This window comes from Oceanobacillus sp. B139/18, from assembly GCF_055524595.1.
In genome coordinates, this window is the sequence record NZ_JBVFXI010000005.1 from 75,361 (window position 1) to 90,153 (window position 14,793).

18 protein-coding genes and 1 pseudogene are annotated in these 14,793 nt (G+C 39.4%); 6 read left to right on the forward strand and 13 right to left on the reverse strand.

The genetic code is table 11. The features are described 5' to 3' along the window. Nucleotides 1-7: 7 nt before the first annotated feature. The 5 genes from ACZSMY_RS15290 to ACZSMY_RS15310 form a co-directional block, all read right to left on the reverse strand. A complete protein-coding gene (locus ACZSMY_RS15290; protein ID WP_465147949.1) occupies nt 8-520 on the reverse strand; it encodes a GNAT family N-acetyltransferase in 513 nt (170 codons plus the stop codon). Then, nucleotides 513-1,877 carry an adenylosuccinate lyase gene (purB, locus tag ACZSMY_RS15295; protein ID WP_465147950.1) on the reverse strand — a complete coding sequence of 455 codons (1,365 nt, stop codon included), beginning with the start codon at nt 1,875-1,877 and terminating at the stop codon, nt 513-515. Before purB ends, ACZSMY_RS15290 begins: the two co-directional genes overlap by 8 nt. 316 nt (nt 1,878-2,193) lie before the next feature. Then, nucleotides 2,194-2,703, reverse strand: a complete 510-nt coding sequence (locus ACZSMY_RS15300) for a YwhD family protein (RefSeq protein WP_256705234.1) — start codon at nt 2,701-2,703, stop codon at nt 2,194-2,196. Between the two features lie 64 nt (nt 2,704-2,767). Next, nucleotides 2,768-3,274, reverse strand: a complete 507-nt coding sequence (locus ACZSMY_RS15305) for a YwgA family protein (RefSeq protein ID WP_042529382.1) — start codon at nt 3,272-3,274, stop codon at nt 2,768-2,770. A gap of 6 nt (nt 3,275-3,280) precedes the next feature. Then, nucleotides 3,281-4,582 (reverse strand): HD domain-containing protein, encoded by a 1,302-nt coding sequence (locus ACZSMY_RS15310; protein ID WP_042529381.1) that lies wholly within the window; start codon nt 4,580-4,582, stop codon nt 3,281-3,283. Between the two features lie 167 nt (nt 4,583-4,749). Here ACZSMY_RS15310 and ACZSMY_RS15315 point away from each other — a divergent pair, with 167 nt between their 5' ends. Continuing rightward, nucleotides 4,750-5,589: a lipoate--protein ligase family protein gene (locus ACZSMY_RS15315; RefSeq protein ID WP_465147951.1), complete on the forward strand. Its 840-nt coding sequence runs from the start codon at nt 4,750-4,752 to the stop codon at nt 5,587-5,589. A 116-nt stretch (nt 5,590-5,705) separates the two neighbouring features. On the opposite strand, the gene pta is transcribed toward ACZSMY_RS15315, so the two are convergent. Further along, the gene (pta, locus tag ACZSMY_RS15320) at nt 5,706-6,680 is read right to left on the reverse strand and encodes a phosphate acetyltransferase (RefSeq protein WP_042529377.1); all 975 of its coding nucleotides are present in this window, start codon (nt 6,678-6,680) and stop codon (nt 5,706-5,708) included. Between the two features lie 387 nt (nt 6,681-7,067). Here pta and hemQ point away from each other — a divergent pair, with 387 nt between their 5' ends. The 4 genes and pseudogenes from hemQ to ACZSMY_RS15340 all read left to right on the forward strand — a co-directional run bounded on the left by hemQ (nt 7,068) and on the right by ACZSMY_RS15340 (nt 9,209). After that, complete coding sequence (hemQ, locus tag ACZSMY_RS15325; RefSeq protein ID WP_042529375.1) at nt 7,068-7,817, forward strand: hydrogen peroxide-dependent heme synthase; 750 nt, start codon at nt 7,068-7,070, stop codon at nt 7,815-7,817. A gap of 127 nt (nt 7,818-7,944) precedes the next feature. Continuing rightward, nucleotides 7,945-8,370, forward strand: a pseudogene (locus ACZSMY_RS15330) (cell wall hydrolase). 68 nt (nt 8,371-8,438) lie between these two features. Next, entirely contained in the window at nt 8,439-8,870 is a 432-nt protein-coding gene (gerQ, locus tag ACZSMY_RS15335) for a spore coat protein GerQ (protein WP_042529373.1), read from the forward strand. A gap of 87 nt (nt 8,871-8,957) precedes the next feature. After that, nucleotides 8,958-9,209, forward strand: a complete 252-nt coding sequence (locus tag ACZSMY_RS15340; protein WP_042529371.1) for a hypothetical protein — start codon at nt 8,958-8,960, stop codon at nt 9,207-9,209. Between the two features lie 43 nt (nt 9,210-9,252). On the opposite strand, the gene ACZSMY_RS15345 is transcribed toward ACZSMY_RS15340, so the two are convergent. The 6 genes from ACZSMY_RS15345 to ACZSMY_RS15370 form a co-directional block, all read right to left on the reverse strand. After that, entirely contained in the window at nt 9,253-9,624 is a 372-nt protein-coding gene (locus tag ACZSMY_RS15345; RefSeq protein WP_042529369.1) for a DUF423 domain-containing protein, read from the reverse strand. Nucleotides 9,625-9,674: 50 nt separating this feature from the next. Next, entirely contained in the window at nt 9,675-9,992 is a 318-nt protein-coding gene (locus ACZSMY_RS15350) for a YwdI family protein (protein ID WP_341173374.1), read from the reverse strand. A 104-nt stretch (nt 9,993-10,096) separates the two neighbouring features. Beyond that, a complete protein-coding gene (locus ACZSMY_RS15355; protein ID WP_175296994.1) occupies nt 10,097-10,252 on the reverse strand; it encodes a hypothetical protein in 156 nt (51 codons plus the stop codon). A 229-nt stretch (nt 10,253-10,481) separates the two neighbouring features. Continuing rightward, the gene (locus tag ACZSMY_RS15360) at nt 10,482-11,075 is read right to left on the reverse strand and encodes a lysophospholipid acyltransferase family protein (protein ID WP_193064726.1); all 594 of its coding nucleotides are present in this window, start codon (nt 11,073-11,075) and stop codon (nt 10,482-10,484) included. Nucleotides 11,076-11,188: 113 nt separating this feature from the next. Then, nucleotides 11,189-11,524 carry a CHY zinc finger protein gene (locus ACZSMY_RS15365; protein WP_042529363.1) on the reverse strand — a complete coding sequence of 112 codons (336 nt, stop codon included), beginning with the start codon at nt 11,522-11,524 and terminating at the stop codon, nt 11,189-11,191. Nucleotides 11,525-11,606: 82 nt separating this feature from the next. After that, complete coding sequence (locus ACZSMY_RS15370) at nt 11,607-11,942, reverse strand: phasin family protein (RefSeq protein ID WP_193064738.1); 336 nt, start codon at nt 11,940-11,942, stop codon at nt 11,607-11,609. Between the two features lie 337 nt (nt 11,943-12,279). Here ACZSMY_RS15370 and ACZSMY_RS15375 point away from each other — a divergent pair, with 337 nt between their 5' ends. Continuing rightward, nucleotides 12,280-13,623 (forward strand): YjiH family protein, encoded by a 1,344-nt coding sequence (locus tag ACZSMY_RS15375; protein WP_332094103.1) that lies wholly within the window; start codon nt 12,280-12,282, stop codon nt 13,621-13,623. Between the two features lie 59 nt (nt 13,624-13,682). On the opposite strand, the gene ACZSMY_RS15380 is transcribed toward ACZSMY_RS15375, so the two are convergent. After that, nucleotides 13,683-14,693, reverse strand: coding sequence for an acyltransferase family protein (locus ACZSMY_RS15380; protein WP_042529357.1), 1,011 nt, complete (start codon nt 14,691-14,693; stop codon nt 13,683-13,685). Nucleotides 14,694-14,793 lie beyond the last annotated feature (100 nt).

A 14,793-nucleotide genomic window follows, 5' to 3' on the forward strand; every position in this document is an offset into this window, starting at 1 on the left:
CGCCTTCTTATCTCTTTTTATATTCTGTGCCCAATAATAATTTTTCCAAATAAACCGTCTGATGACCCTTTCCAAGATCCGCTTCTCCGACCGGCTGGTAACCACGCTTGATGTACATATCTGCCAGCCAAGGGTGCTCTTTTGCTGTTCCTAGACTCACCGATGGACAATGCAGCTGGTGAGCTAAATAATCCTGTTCCACAAAATCAAGAATTTTAGATGCATATCCTTTTCGTTTATATTGCGGATCGACAGCTACCCACCAAATATGCGGAATTTCATAGGGGCCGTGATGCGGACTCCAAGGCATCCGAATGGACGCAGTCGCTACGGTAGCATCCTCATCTTTCATATAAAAACATATATTTTCATTTATATTTCTCTTAACCAGTGCATCATCTGCTGTTGCGGCAGCAAAATGAATGCCAAGGTCGCGAATGGATGCATAAGCTTTTAATGTGAGCTCCTTTATTTCTGATACATTATCTTCAGTAGCTTGATAGAATGCTAGTTTACCCATTTAAAAGAGCTCCTTTTTTTATTTGCGCAATGACTTCTTCTACTTTTTCACTTGCCAAACCGGTATATTGGCTCGGATCCAGTAAATCTTCAATTTGCTCCTCTGATAATACGCTGCTTACCACTTCATTTTCCGTCAGCGTTGTTTTAAACGGAATATTTTCTTCGTAGGATTTCATAGACAGCTCGTATACCAGGTGATGAGCGGTCTGCTTGCCGACCTTTTCTGACAACGCAAACATAATTCGTTCGGATAATAATAAGCCGCCTTGCATATTCAAATTACGAAGCATGTTTTCCGGCTTCACAATCAATCCTTTTAATACATTAATTGTGGTTTTAAGCTGAGAAGATAAGTATAAACAAATTTCCGGCAACGCTACCCATTCGCTTCTCCAGCTTTTTGCATCCCGTTCATGATCCATAATCAATGATTCATGAAGCAGACTCACACTATGTAAAACAGGTTTGGTCAAGCTCGCAATTCCTTCAAACAAAGCAGGATTTCGTTTGTGCGGCATGGTTGTCGAACCAACATTTCCTGCTTGAAACGGCTCTTCCAGTTCATCAATCTCTGTCCGCATTAAGTTATAGAATTCATTACCCAGCTTGCCTAATGATCCGCTGACAAGTCCAAGAATGGATCCATACTCCGAAATACGGTCACGAGAGGAATGCCAGCAAATATCTGGTGTAGATAAGCCCAGTTTATCCAATGCCTTCGTCTCTACCTCCGGACCAATACTGCCAAGCGCTGCATATGTACCTACTCCGCCGGCAAGAACACCTGTAAAAGTACGTGGCTCTGCTTCTTTCAAACGCTGCAGGTGACGGTCAAATTCGCTTAAGACCACTGCCAGCTTAAATCCAAATGTAGTAGGAAGCCCCTGCATGCCATGTGTCCGTGCAGCCATTGGTGTATTTTTATATTTATCTGAAAGTTCAACCAGCAATTGTGCAGTTTCTTTCATATCTCTAAATAGTATCTGATGCGCCTCTTTTAATTGCAGAATGGTTCCGGTATCCGTAATATCCTGGGTAGTAACACCAAAGTGAACAAACTCTCCATACTCACCAGACAGATTCTGCAGTTGATTGACCGTAGCCATTAGCGAGTGCTTTAATTTTACTGCCTCCTGCGCAATATCCTCTACATCAAAATTCTCTATTTTGGCTGCTTCGGCAATCGTTTCTCCCGCTTTTTCCGGAATGACACCAAGTTCACTTTGAGCCAGCGCAAGAGAGGCCTCTGCATCAAGGATTTTCTGTAATCTATTTTCATCATTCCAAATCTGGCGCATTTCCTCTGTGCTAAAATTATTTTGCAACATCCGTAAATCAATAACATGTGATCCCATTTATCTTCTTAATCCTCTTTTCGAAATAAATTATATAATTCTTATCGTTTTAGTGTATTTTATAGCAATAATTGTCGAATTTCAATACCTTTTTTAAATTAATCTGACTTATTTTAAGTTTATATATAGTTCGTCATTTATTATGAAAATAGGACAAAAAAGCGGTTCGTATCGAATTAATTCGATACGAACCGCTTTTTTGTCCTAGTAAACATGAGTTCAGCCCATGTACTCATAGTTTACAAAGGATTTGAGAAAAGTACAAGAATTTCTAAATATGTTCATAATTCATTCACAATTTTGTCATTGTTCTGGTTTAAATATCTAATTGCTCTTTCAGCTCTGCAGTAGAGTTTTCCCACATTTCTGGTTTGAATTCTTTTAAGAAGTCGCCCAGTAACTTTTTAGAATGATCATCCATGTGCTCTACAATAATTTTGCCCTTTAAGGATTTCTCCATATGCTTCACATGCTCTGCCATGGATTTATACGCACGTTTGATTTCCCGGTTCACGCGGATCTCACTGCCGGCAACACCAGCGTAGTAAGGCCCATTTTCTCCTTTTTCCACCGTTACCCAGACAATCCAATACAGCTTTCCGCCTTGCACTTCTTCCCGATCTCTTATCCATTTCACACGGCGCTCTACGGAACTTCTTGCATGCATCGCATCCATATCCACATATGCCTTATTTTCATTCGGATCGACGATAATCGATGACATATTTTCCAGACTGACTGTTCCTGCTCCATAACCGCCGTGCCCGTCCGTTGAATCATCTTTTATAATCGTAAATGTATTCTTCTTTTTATTTTCTTCCGTCATTGTATTCCCCTCCTGACATTCATTCTGACCTTTGTCTCATTCTACCATGTTCTAAAAAGGTTTTTTAGTGAGAAGACTTATTCCGCAGCTCGTCCATAAATCGGAATGCTTCTGTCATCTCCTCATCTGTGTATTTCAGCTTCGACTTTACGGTGTGCACTTTATCAATTATTTCTTCCTTTGACAAATAAGAAAAATATAACATCGTCGAGACCAGCTCTAAAAAGCGGGCGCTGCACTCCTGTAAAAGGTTAATTTGATTCTTGATATCCGGCATGTTCACTTCAAATTGCTTTAAGAAAGTTTCCCCATCTTCCGTGATGGAATAGTGATATTGATGATAATTGCTTTTTTCTTCTTTTTCTTCCTTTAAAAAATGTAAATTGCAAAGTTCCTCGACACGCAACGTTAATTCTTCTGAATAGGGTCCGTAGAAATGAAATTGATATTTTTCTTCAAAGGGAACCCGGCTTTGCTGTAAGATATAAATCATTTTCTGTAATTTCTTTCTTCCTGTCACTTGCCTGGCTTCAGAGAAAAAATAGAGCAGTTTCGCATGGTTGTCTAACACAAATGGTCATTCCTTCCCGTACAATATATCTAAAATTCGTTTCTTCAAATCCGTATCTTCTATTCGCTGTATGCTGTCCTTAGGAAAGTACAGCTTATGGTCCGTCCTTTTCTTACCAGAGATTGCTTCAACAATATCGGAATGCCGGGACAGCTCCTTTAAACCGCCATCAGGCATTAACAGATGGATTGGCAGACGTTCTTCCTCTTCTCCCGGCCGGTAAAAATCATACGGCAAATCGGACGATGAATCCACTACTAAATAATAGTCTGGATCAATCCCTGCCTTTTTAAACAGCTGATACAGCTCCATCCCTGCATTGATTTGCGGGTCCGGGTTGTATTCCACATATTTAAATAAGTGACGGTTGATAAACCGGTAGCTTAAATCAGCCAATATAGCATCCTTTTCTTCCTGCCATTGCTGAAAATAATAATATACAATCATATCATCCAGCTTTAAATAATCCGACAGCTGCACTTTTTCTTCAAAAAAGGAAATAAAGTGTGTCGGCTCCAGCTGAAATTGATACGATTCGTCCTCGTAAAGCACCTTTGCCCGCTGAAAAATTTTTGACAGGATAACCTCTGCACTCCGCGTAACCGGATGAAAATAAACCTGCCAGTACATTTGATACCGGCTCATGATATAATCCTCGACCGCATGCATCCCCGTTGATTTAATCACAACTTGATCATCCATCGGCCGCATGACGCGCAAAATACGCTCCATGTCAAAATGGCCGTAGCTTACCCCGGTAAAATACGCATCGCGCTGCAGGTAATCCATTCGATCCGCATCGATTTGACTCGATATCAGGCTGACAACAAGCTTATCTGAATATGTCTTGGCAATCACATCTGCTACCTTCACAGGAAAATCAGCTGATACTTTTTTCAGGATTTCATTGACCTTCGTGCTCCCTAAGATAATCTGTTGTGTAAACTGCTCATGATCCAGCTTAAACACTTTCTCAAACGAATGCGAGAATGGCCCATGCCCCAAATCATGCAGTAACGCAGCACAAAGACACAGCAGCCGCTGCTCTCTGTCCCATCTTTCCCGGTCTGCAAAATTGGTGGTAATCCTTCTGACTATTTCATAGACGCCCAGCGAATGATTAAAACGGCTGTGCTCTGCACCATGGAAGGTCAGATTCGTCGTTCCCAGCTGCTTTATCCGGCGGAGCCTCTGAAATTCCGGTGTAGCGATCAAATCCCAAATAACCCGATCACGGACATGAATATACCGATGGACCGGATCTTTGAATACCTTTTCTTCTATTAATTGTTCATCTTTATATGCCATATCATTATCTCCATCCGCAGTTTCCTAAAAATTTTCGTATAGTTATCCAGTTAAGTTTCCGTTTATCTCTGTATATTTAAAGAAGCCTCTTATACTTCTTTTCCATATATGCTTTGAATATATTATAATATAGTTAAACAGTTGATGAAAGGTTTAGGATGAACACGATGAAAAATTGGAAAGAAATTATTCGACATAAAACATTTCGTTATATAGACCATTCCACAGCAACAATGGTGGCGGGCAAACCGAATACAGCCCTCGCCTCCTTTGCTATGGATGATGCTCTGGCTATTTCCGTCAGTGAAGCAGCTTCTCCTCCTGTTATCCGTTTATGGGTGCATCCAGATACCATTGTTTTAGGTATCCCGGATTCTCGCCTGCCTCATATTGATGCGGGGATGGCATTTCTAGAAGAAAAAAATTATCAAGGGATTGTCCGCAATTCAGGGGGCCTTGCGGTTGCTCTGGATGAAGGCGTGCTTAATATTTCCCTGATTATCCCCGGCGCAAATGACTTATCCATTTACGATTGTTATGAGGCGATGGTTCAGTTTGTCCAGGCCATGTTTGCAGATCTAACCGATGCTATGGAAGCCTATGAAATTGTCGGCTCCTATTGTCCCGGTGATTATGATTTAAGTATTAACGGAAAAAAATTCGCTGGTATTTCTCAGCGCCGGGTCAAAAAAGGAATCTCCGTACAAATTTATCTAGATATCGAAGGAAACAGTAAGGCACGCGCTTCCTTAATTCGGGAATTTTATCATATTGCCAAACAAAATCAAGAGACTACCTTTACTTATCCAGAGGTGACCCCTGATGTGATGGCTTCCCTTTCTGATTTACTGGGAATTCCTTTAACAGTCGAAGAAGTGAAACAGCGTGTAATGGATACATTAAATGGGCTGACAGAAGAAATCATTACCATGCCGATGCAGGATACAGAGCAGGAAAATTTTGATAAACGGTACCAGCAAATGATAAAACGGAATGAAAATATTTGAACGAAGCTTCCTTCCGTAAAAGTTTTACAGACGTTTCTACATGATAAGCACATGTTCAAAATGCATACAAAAACAGCCTGACCAACTATTCCGGTCAGGCTGTTTTTATGGATTGATTATTCAGCTGCTGCTTGAGCTGCTGTAATAAGTGCCAGGTTGTACACATCTTCTGAACTGCAGCCTCTGGACAGGTCATTCACGGGTTTGTTCAGCCCTTGCAGGATCGGACCTACTGCTTCAAATCCGCCTAAGCGCTGTGCGATTTTGTAACCAATGTTTCCTGCTTCCAGGCTTGGGAATACAAATACATTAGCATCCCCTTTGATAACAGAATTCGGTGCTTTTTTCTCTGCAACACTTGGAACAAAAGCAGCATCAAATTGGAATTCTCCATCGATTACAAGAGAAGGGTCTTTTTCCTTTGCAATCGTTAAAGCGTCGGTAACCTTTTCTGTTTCTGGCGATTTTGCAGAACCGGCAGTTGAGAAGCTGAGCATAGCAACACGCGGATCCACATCGAATAGCGCTCCTGTTTTCGCACTTTCTACAGCAATCTCTGCTAGATCATTGCTGTCTGGAGCAATATTAATCGCGCAATCAGCAAATACATATTTTTCTTCATCTCTTACCATAATGAATACACCGGAAGTTTTCTGCACGCCTTCTTTTGTTTTAATAATTTGTAATGCCGGGCGTACGGTATCTGCTGTAGAGTGGGCAGCACCGCTTACCAGACCGTCTGCTTTATTTAAATAGATGAGCATCGTACCAAAATAGTTTTCATCTAAAAGAATTTTCTTTGCATCTTCTTCGGTTGCTTTCCCTTTTCTTCTTTCTACAAAAGCGTCAACCATTTCCCCGAAACCTTCATAGCTTGCCGGGTCAATTATTTCTAGTCCAGATGCTTGTACACCAAGATCTGCTGCTTTCTTTTCTACTTCTTCCTTATTGCCGATAACGACAGGTGTCAGCACAGCATCTTCCGCCAGACGTCCTGCTGCTGTTAAGACACGTTCGTCTAACCCTTCTGGAAATACGATACGTTTGCCGTTTCCCTTTACTTTCTCTGTTAATTGTTCAAATAAACCCATGATGAAACCTCCTATAATAATTAACATATTAAAATGATAGTTACGGACTTTTTGTTTGGAAAAAACAATTCGTTTTTTACCTTCAAATTCTCTTTAATGATATACCATTTATCGGCACAAATAAAGCCTTGAACCCCGAAAAATCAATGTAAAGGATTACATCTGTTTTCCTTTCACAGGAGGAAGAACTTCTCCCATTTTTCATCCATCCTCTTCAATCAAGTATGTTCAAAAATTGGTCTTGCACTTCTTTCTAATTTTGACAAACCCTTGACAATACGTAAAATATCATGATTTTGTGCCTTTTTTTATATGATTCACACCCTCTGGTTATGCTATAGTTAATAGTGATTCAGTATTTAATTTATGTGAAGGAGTGTATGAACGATGGCAGAAGCAGTAGTAACTGTAGATGGCTGGTCCGCATTACATGATACTCGTCAATTTGATTGGACATCTTGGAAATCCATTTCTGAAGACGAAAGAAATAAAGCAATACAAGAGTTTGAAGAACTTATCAAACAATGGGAAACCGTAGAAGAAAATAAAGAAGGCAGTCATAGTATATTCAAAGTTGTCGGAAATAAAGCAGATCTGATGTTTATTTTCTTACGTGAAACAATGGACGAGCTGGAAGAAATCAAAAGAGCTATCAATAAATCGGTATTAGGTGACTTCTTAATCCCTGCTTATTCTTATGTATCCATTATTGAAATGACAATGCATGATCCAATGAAAGCCGGTGAGGATCGCGAGCTTTCTCCGTATGTTAAAGAGCGCTTAAGACCGATTATGCCGAAATGGGAGCATGCCTGCTTCTATCCAATGGCAAGACGCCGTGAGCCGGAAGCAAACTGGTTTGCCATTGAGAAAGAAGAACGTACCAAATTACTTTATGAGCATGGCATGACCGGACGTAAATATGCCGGTAAAGTAAAAGAAATTATCACCGGATCGATTGGACTGGATGAATGGGAGTGGGGCGTAACATTATTTGCTCATGACCCGCTGCAGTTTAAGAAAATCGTTTATGAAATGCGTTTTGATGAAGTAACCACAAAATATGCAGAGTTTGGTGATTTCATCATGGGTAATTACTTAGCACCAGATGAGCTTGCTAATTATCTTGCATTATAATCTCACTTATTAAAGAGGCTGAAACGGCCTCTTTTTTTCGTGAAAAAATAATCATGAAAATACACTCTCCTACATACATATCATTAATGAGCTTGCACCGAAGATTTTCAAGAAATGAGGTCGGTCTATGGCTATTATTGCTCATAATGAAGCGGATGTTGATTTACTCGCCCGACTAATGCGTGCTTAGGCAGAGGGAGACGGCGATCTTGGCATGTTGATGGCAGGTAATACAGGGGCTAACCGTGTTCTTGCGGATTGTTTAGATTTCACGGATATCCGGACCATATCGACCAGGCTTTTTCAGAGTCCTGGAGGATTTGAAGCAACGCAGAAAGGATATTTTTATCAACGGACAAGAGAATCCGAAAAACGTCTTACAAGAAGAGCTCTTCAAGGCAAGATGCAGCATCCTGCTTCCAATTCACTTTGGTTCTTTATGCCTAAAGAACCCTGTCCTGACCAATGGTACGGTCAATGGAATACGGGAAGGTTTAAATCACATTGCTTTTATGCACCATCTGCAGAGGAGTGTCCAACTGTATTTCGGTAGACAGAGATGGATAACTTTTTATATTGCATGTATAGCATCACGTTTTTATTTTGAAGGAGAGTGAACTTATGAGTGATCAAATGAATCCAAATCAGCCAGTGAATAATAACCAGGCTTACTACCCAAACCCTTATTATTATCCGCAGGCAACAGGTAGTTTTTATCCAGCTTATTCCGTTCGGCAGTATGCCCAGCCAAGCAATGGAACTGGCGGCGGACAGTTAACCAACCAGCAATCGTTTATTGAGAATATTTTACGGTTGAACCGCGGAAAATTAGGTACCTTTTATCTGACCTTTGAAGGACAGCAGCCAACGTCATTTCGAGGCTATATTGAGGAAGCCGGACGGGATCATATTTTAATTCGGGAGGAAGACTCCAATCGTCGTTTCTTATTATTAATGGTGTATCTCGATTATGTATTATTTGATGAGGAAATCAACTATTCTTACCCATATGGCGGCAATCAGGGCCAATTATCCAACTACAATCCAAGATAAAGAAATAGAAGCAGTAAATAAAGCGTAGACATTCATGAAGTCTACGCTTTATTTACCTTAAAATGTGTGTATTGCGAGGAGATTAAAATGAGACACCCTCTGGAAAAATTTATACGCATGGAAATGCTTGCAATAATTGGCGGCCTGTTTGCCGGGATTTTTGCCTGGATAACAGGATGGATGTTCTTTTTATTCCTAGCTTGTTATCTTTTTGTATTCAGCATGCTCAGTAATGTTTTCATTTTGCTGTATACACACAGAGCTTCCGATGCCATGAAACAGGTTATCCGGGCTTTTTTATTGTTTATATTTCTTACTTCTCTTTTCTTTTATATATAAAAAACGTTTTAACCTTAAAAATCAAAGGCTAAAACGCATTTTTTCATACTAATTTCATCGCGCCTATCCCCAAAAGAACCCAGCCTGCCAAAAAGGCCAATCCTCCAATTGGTGTAATCATCGCAAGCGCTTTGACGCCGGTTAAAGCATAGATATATAAACTTCCTGAAAATAAAATAATACCTGTTAAGAACAGCCAGCCGCTGGATGCAAAGAGACTGCTTCCTTCAAATTTTCCTAAAAGAAGCGCAACTGCAACAATGGCTACGGTGTGGAACATTTGATAATCTACCGCTTTGCCCCAATTTGTTAAGGCTCTTTCGGACAGCCTTCCTTCCAGACCGTGTGCACCGAATGCTCCAAAAGCAACTGCCAGAAATCCAAGGATAGCTCCAATGATTAAAAATAACTTCATCTTTTCATCTCCTAATCATAACATATTATATAAAATACATTTTCCATAACCTAAAAATCAAATATAGAATCCCCATTGGCATCTTCTTCTATCAGCTTATTCTTTTCCGGTACAGCCCCTTTGTCCGCAGGCTGCTTGCCGAGCATTGCTCTCATCTCTGCTTCCGAAATTCGCTCCTCTGTATCTTCTATATTTACTTGCTTCTGACTGGCAACACTGGAATCAGAGCTCCCTGAAAGAAACAGTTCACTTAACAGGTGGATATTTTCCATATGTTTTTTTACTTGATCTTCCTGATGGGCTTTTCTTTTGGCTTCTTCCAGCTCATGAATCATTTTATTGATTATTATTTCATTGCTTACAGCCATACAACCCCTCCTTTTTCTGCATTCATTACGAATTATAGCACAGAAATCCTTTAAACCTGAAAACATAAAAAAAGAGCTTCAGACGATAGCCGTCTCTCTGCTCTTTAACGTAATATACGATTTACGTTCAGCTTTCTTCCCGATATTTCCTCCACGGTATAGCGTTCATACATCCATTTCAAAAATATAACCTCAGATTCTTCTAATTCTCTTCCTAGCTGTGTTGAAGTTTGATGATATAGATGAAAAAAGTTTTTCATTCTTGAAAACTCCCCCTATACTGCGCAGTCAAATATAGAAATATTATAGCATTGTCTATTTTTATCTTCAATAGGAGAATTTTTCAAGTTTTCATTCTAAAGAAAACGCTTTATCTGCTTATTACAGCAAATTTTAACAAGAAAAAGATTCTCCTGACATATTATCTCCTTTAATTACATTGAATATGTCAGAAGAAATTTCTTCCTTTATATCAAGCTATTTATTGTTTTATTTATCCTCTATTGTGGATTGCAAAGCGTATAACTTTTCATTCATTATTTCCATCATCTGGTCCATCGCCTCTTTACGAGGTACATCCTCAGGCAAATAAATCGGATCACCAAAGATAATTTTCGGCTTTTTAAACTTAAACAGCTCTTTAAAATTATTTGGACCTGTGTAAGCTGCAGGAACAATCGGCGCCTTACTGTATGCAGCAATGGTGACAGCCCCTCTTTTTAATGGAACCTGATTCGTTGTTCTTGTGCCGCTGGGGAAAATACCGATGACTTTTCCTTCTTTTAAAAGCTTGCGAGGCACTTTAATCGTGCTGGGTCCTGGGTTATCCCGGTCTACAGGAAATGCATTTAATTTTTTCATCAGCCATCTTAGAGGGCCGGATTGAAATAATTCCTTCTTCGCCATATAGTGGACTTTCGTCGGCAATAGACTGACTCCTAACCACAAAATATCGACCCAGCCTGTATGGGTACATGCGATAATATACCCGTCTGATTGCGGGAGTTTTTCTTTTTGAAATACCTTTACACGTCCAAATAAACTTAATATAACTTTTAATAGATATGCAGCAAAATAATACATGCGTCTCTTCCTTTTTTCAAATTTAGTACCTGGTGCTTATATAAGATACTATTAGAAATAGCGTAAAATTACAAGATGTTTATGATAATTAAATGATGTCAACGACGGATAGGCTATTGTCTTTTACAATCCGCTGTATAATCAAAGTATAAATGATAATGATGTTGGCAGCCTTCATTAAAGGCAGATTCACAACGGAGGCACTTGTCCGTATTTAAATACTGTTTAATCGTATGTTCTGTTTTACAAACACCGCACAAAACCGCCGGCGTATCGAATTCATCTTTCCCCCATACAGCTGCTTTATGATTTTCACATTCTGCGTGACACTGAAAGCATGGATAATATTTCTGGCAGCATTTAAAGTTGATGGCAATAATATCTTTTTGCGTATGATAATGCCTGCATCTTGTCTGATTATCAATCACTGGTCCGTGAACTGTCGGCATGTTATTCCCTCCCCGCGTCAGCAATTATCCAGTAAAAAAGCAGCACACCCTCATTCTATCGAAAGCGTCCTGCTTTTAAACATTAGTTCTGATCTTCTTCTGTGTCAGCTTCTTCTGCCAGGGAAACGCCCAGCTTATCTTCAAGTACAATAATCCTGGCGCGCAGCTCATCGATATCATCTGTCGTTGCCAGTCCAGATTCTCTAGCTAATTCTTTCTTTTTCTCTCTGCTTTTTTCGTCCCACTCGTCTTTTTTAGTGCTGCCTTTTTCCATAAAGTTATCTAAAACAGTTCTTGCCTGCTCTTGTGTCAATTCATTCTTTTCTACTAATTCTTTCACTTTTTGTTCAAATTTCTCTTTCCCGCTTACTGCAGCACCCAGCCCCAGTAAAAATCCTTTACGTAAATAATCACTCATCATTTATACCTCCTATTGTATGCTGTTATGATGATTCCTTAAAACTGGATGAAGCTTGCTTTTTCAGCCTGCCATCCTTACAATACGTGAAACAGGAATGTTCTATACATTATTTGGGTACATATAATAAAATAAACTTTCTTACTACCTATTATATAAAACATTTTGCTGTCACGTAAACGATTTTGGCGCCAAATTTCCCTGATATACTTTTATATTCCCTTTATTTACTATATTTAATCATTATCTAGCTATGCCCTATTGAATAAAATTACGTTTGATTGTATAATCATACAGTTACAATTTTTAGTTTCTATATTATTTAGGAGGAAAATAAATGAAGTCCTATTCCTTTAGTCAGATTATTAAATTCATTATTCCATCTTTATTAGGTTTATTCCTATTTTTATATCCATTACCGACAGAGGAAGGGTTTACCATACCTATTGCCTTTTTAGCCGGTACACTGCAGGATATACTTGAAAGCAATCTGTCTCTTATTATGATGATCGTTATTATCATCACTGCTGGATTCACTGCCTTTGCTAAACTAGCCGGTGAATCAACTTTCAGCAAATCTCCTTTCCTGCATCAATTATTTTATACCACATGGTTCTGGACAATTACACGTCTGTTGGCAGCCGTTTTTGCAATTATGGTTTACTTTCAAATTGGTCCGGAGTTTGTTTACAGCGAAGATACAGGCGGCATGTTGCTGGACAGCCTGCTGCACACCCTGTTTGTTACCTTTTTATTCGCCGGTCTCTTTTTACCTTTCCTGACGAATTTTGGATTGCTGGAGTTTTTCGGAGGTATCATGAGAAATATCATGCGGCCTTTATTCCGTCTCCCGGGCAGAGCTTCTGTCGACAGTTTAGCTTCCTGGGTCGGAGATGCGACAATCGGGGTACTGCTGACAAATAAACAGTATGAGGAAGGTTATTATACAAAGCGGGAAGCAGCTATTATCAGTACAACGTTTTCGGTTGTATCCATTACGTTCACTTTAGTTATTTTACAAGAAGTTCGTTTAGCACATATGTTTTTGCCTTTTTACCTGACTATCCTGATTGCAGGAGGAGCTGCAGCTTTCATTATGCCGCGCATTCCGCCGCTCTCTAAAATGCCAAATACCTATATCAGCGGTAAGGAAAGAACAGACGATGAAAAAATCCCTGCATCGGATAATGTATTTACTCACGGATTCAAAAATGCCGTCAAACGTGCAGAGAAAGAAACGAGCTTCCGTACCTTTTTTATAGACGGCGGAAAAAATATTTTTGATATGTGGTTTGCTGTCACACCTGTTGTGATGGCGTTCGGAACGTTGGCAGTGATTATTGCAGAATATACACCGTTATTCCAGTGGCTCGGAATGCCATTCGTTCCTATTTTAGAACTGATGCAGATTCCATTTGCCCAGGAAGCATCTGAAACCATTCTGATCGGTTTTGCAGATATGTTTCTGCCAGCCATTTTAATTACTGGCGTAGAGGCAGAAATAACACGATTTATTATTGCTGCCTTATCTGTAACACAGCTTATTTTCATGTCTGAAGTCGGCGGACTGATTCTAGGTACTAAAATTCCAGTATCCTTCCGTCACTTAGCTATTATCTTTTTAATGCGTACCGTGATTACACTGCCAATTATCACCCTTATTGCGCATCTGTTATTTTAAAATCAATAAAAAATGCGGAGCCCTTTCCGGGAACTCCGCATTTTTTATTTTACATTTTTTTAAGAAGATGTTCCTTTGTGCCGGTGGTTAAATAATGATTTAACCTTGGCTAAGCGACCTTCAATCAGCGGCTGGGAGATGGTCAAAATAGGCTTGCTGGACAGCGAAATGACAATCAGCGCTGACAAGCCGGCGATTCCGACGACATCAAACCAATGATGAACAGATAATAAATCAAATTCTCGCAGGAACTGAACGATAAAACCATGCAATAAGTAAACATATAATGTTCTTGTTCCAAGGACTGTTACCCAGCCCAGGTTTCTTTTAGGAATCCAGGCTAATATACTGATTGTCATCACTGCTGCAATGGCATAAACAAATAACCGCACGAAGCCGCCGAAACTCTCCACACCTAAATTACTGTATGATTTTGAAGCAAGCAGCCATCCGGTATCGATAACCGGGAATACATAAATTAATACGAACATACTTGCCATCACAGCAATTGAAGCGATCTTCACTTTGCGATGCTTCACCAGCATCATTTGATCGACGGTTAACCAGTAACCAATCAAGAAGAATGGAAAAAACACAAATGTTCTGGATAAGCTGAACGAATGCCCAATTTCTCCAAAATAGCCGACAACGATACCTATCAATATGGATAAAGTAATACTCCACCCAGCAGGTATCTTTTTAAATAACACAAGCAGAATATGCCAGCTGAATAAGCTGAATAAGAACCACAATGACCATTGCGGATAGAAAACTCCAGTCTGCCAATCTGCTTTTCCTATAAAGAAATAATAAATCGTATATAATGTTTGAAAGATAAAATATGGAACAATTAACTTTTTCGTTAAATTCCATATATATTTCTTATTTCCTGAGCCTTTTGCAAAGAAACCGGCTAATAAAATGAACGCCGGCATATGGAAGGTATATATCCATATATAAATTGCTTCTGTCGATTGTGAATCGCTGATAAAAGGTTGAATCATATGACCAAAAACAACGAGAAAAATCAAAAACACTTTCGCATTATCAAAAAATGCATTTCGTTCCATAGACCATCCCTCTATTTCGTACACCATTTTAAAGTTGTATATTCTACTTTACTCGCTTTTATTTAAAAAATCTCCCCAAAAAGGGAATTTTTATCGTTTT

What these genes read in the sequence shown, in the direction of transcription:
- ACZSMY_RS15290 (WP_465147949.1), bottom strand. Translation starts at nt 520, where the DNA reads ATGGGTAAACTAGCATTCTATCAAGCTACTGAAGATAATGTATCAGAA.
- purB (WP_465147950.1), bottom strand. Translation starts at nt 1,877, where the DNA reads ATGGGATCACATGTTATTGATTTACGGATGTTGCAAAATAATTTTAGC.
- ACZSMY_RS15300 (WP_256705234.1), bottom strand. Translation starts at nt 2,703, where the DNA reads ATGACGGAAGAAAATAAAAAGAAGAATACATTTACGATTATAAAAGAT.
- ACZSMY_RS15310 (WP_042529381.1), bottom strand. Translation starts at nt 4,582, where the DNA reads ATGGCATATAAAGATGAACAATTAATAGAAGAAAAGGTATTCAAAGAT.
- ACZSMY_RS15315 (WP_465147951.1), top strand. Translation starts at nt 4,750, where the DNA reads ATGAAAAATTGGAAAGAAATTATTCGACATAAAACATTTCGTTATATA.
- pta (WP_042529377.1), bottom strand. Translation starts at nt 6,680, where the DNA reads ATGGGTTTATTTGAACAATTAACAGAGAAAGTAAAGGGAAACGGCAAA.
- hemQ (WP_042529375.1), top strand. Translation starts at nt 7,068, where the DNA reads ATGGCAGAAGCAGTAGTAACTGTAGATGGCTGGTCCGCATTACATGAT.
- gerQ (WP_042529373.1), top strand. Translation starts at nt 8,439, where the DNA reads ATGAGTGATCAAATGAATCCAAATCAGCCAGTGAATAATAACCAGGCT.
- ACZSMY_RS15340 (WP_042529371.1), top strand. Translation starts at nt 8,958, where the DNA reads ATGAGACACCCTCTGGAAAAATTTATACGCATGGAAATGCTTGCAATA.
- ACZSMY_RS15345 (WP_042529369.1), bottom strand. Translation starts at nt 9,624, where the DNA reads ATGAAGTTATTTTTAATCATTGGAGCTATCCTTGGATTTCTGGCAGTT.
- ACZSMY_RS15350 (WP_341173374.1), bottom strand. Translation starts at nt 9,992, where the DNA reads ATGGCTGTAAGCAATGAAATAATAATCAATAAAATGATTCATGAGCTG.
- ACZSMY_RS15355 (WP_175296994.1), bottom strand. Translation starts at nt 10,252, where the DNA reads ATGAAAAACTTTTTTCATCTATATCATCAAACTTCAACACAGCTAGGA.
- ACZSMY_RS15360 (WP_193064726.1), bottom strand. Translation starts at nt 11,075, where the DNA reads ATGTATTATTTTGCTGCATATCTATTAAAAGTTATATTAAGTTTATTT.
- ACZSMY_RS15365 (WP_042529363.1), bottom strand. Translation starts at nt 11,524, where the DNA reads ATGCCGACAGTTCACGGACCAGTGATTGATAATCAGACAAGATGCAGG.
- ACZSMY_RS15370 (WP_193064738.1), bottom strand. Translation starts at nt 11,942, where the DNA reads ATGAGTGATTATTTACGTAAAGGATTTTTACTGGGGCTGGGTGCTGCA.
- ACZSMY_RS15375 (WP_332094103.1), top strand. Translation starts at nt 12,280, where the DNA reads ATGAAGTCCTATTCCTTTAGTCAGATTATTAAATTCATTATTCCATCT.
- ACZSMY_RS15380 (WP_042529357.1), bottom strand. Translation starts at nt 14,693, where the DNA reads ATGGAACGAAATGCATTTTTTGATAATGCGAAAGTGTTTTTGATTTTT.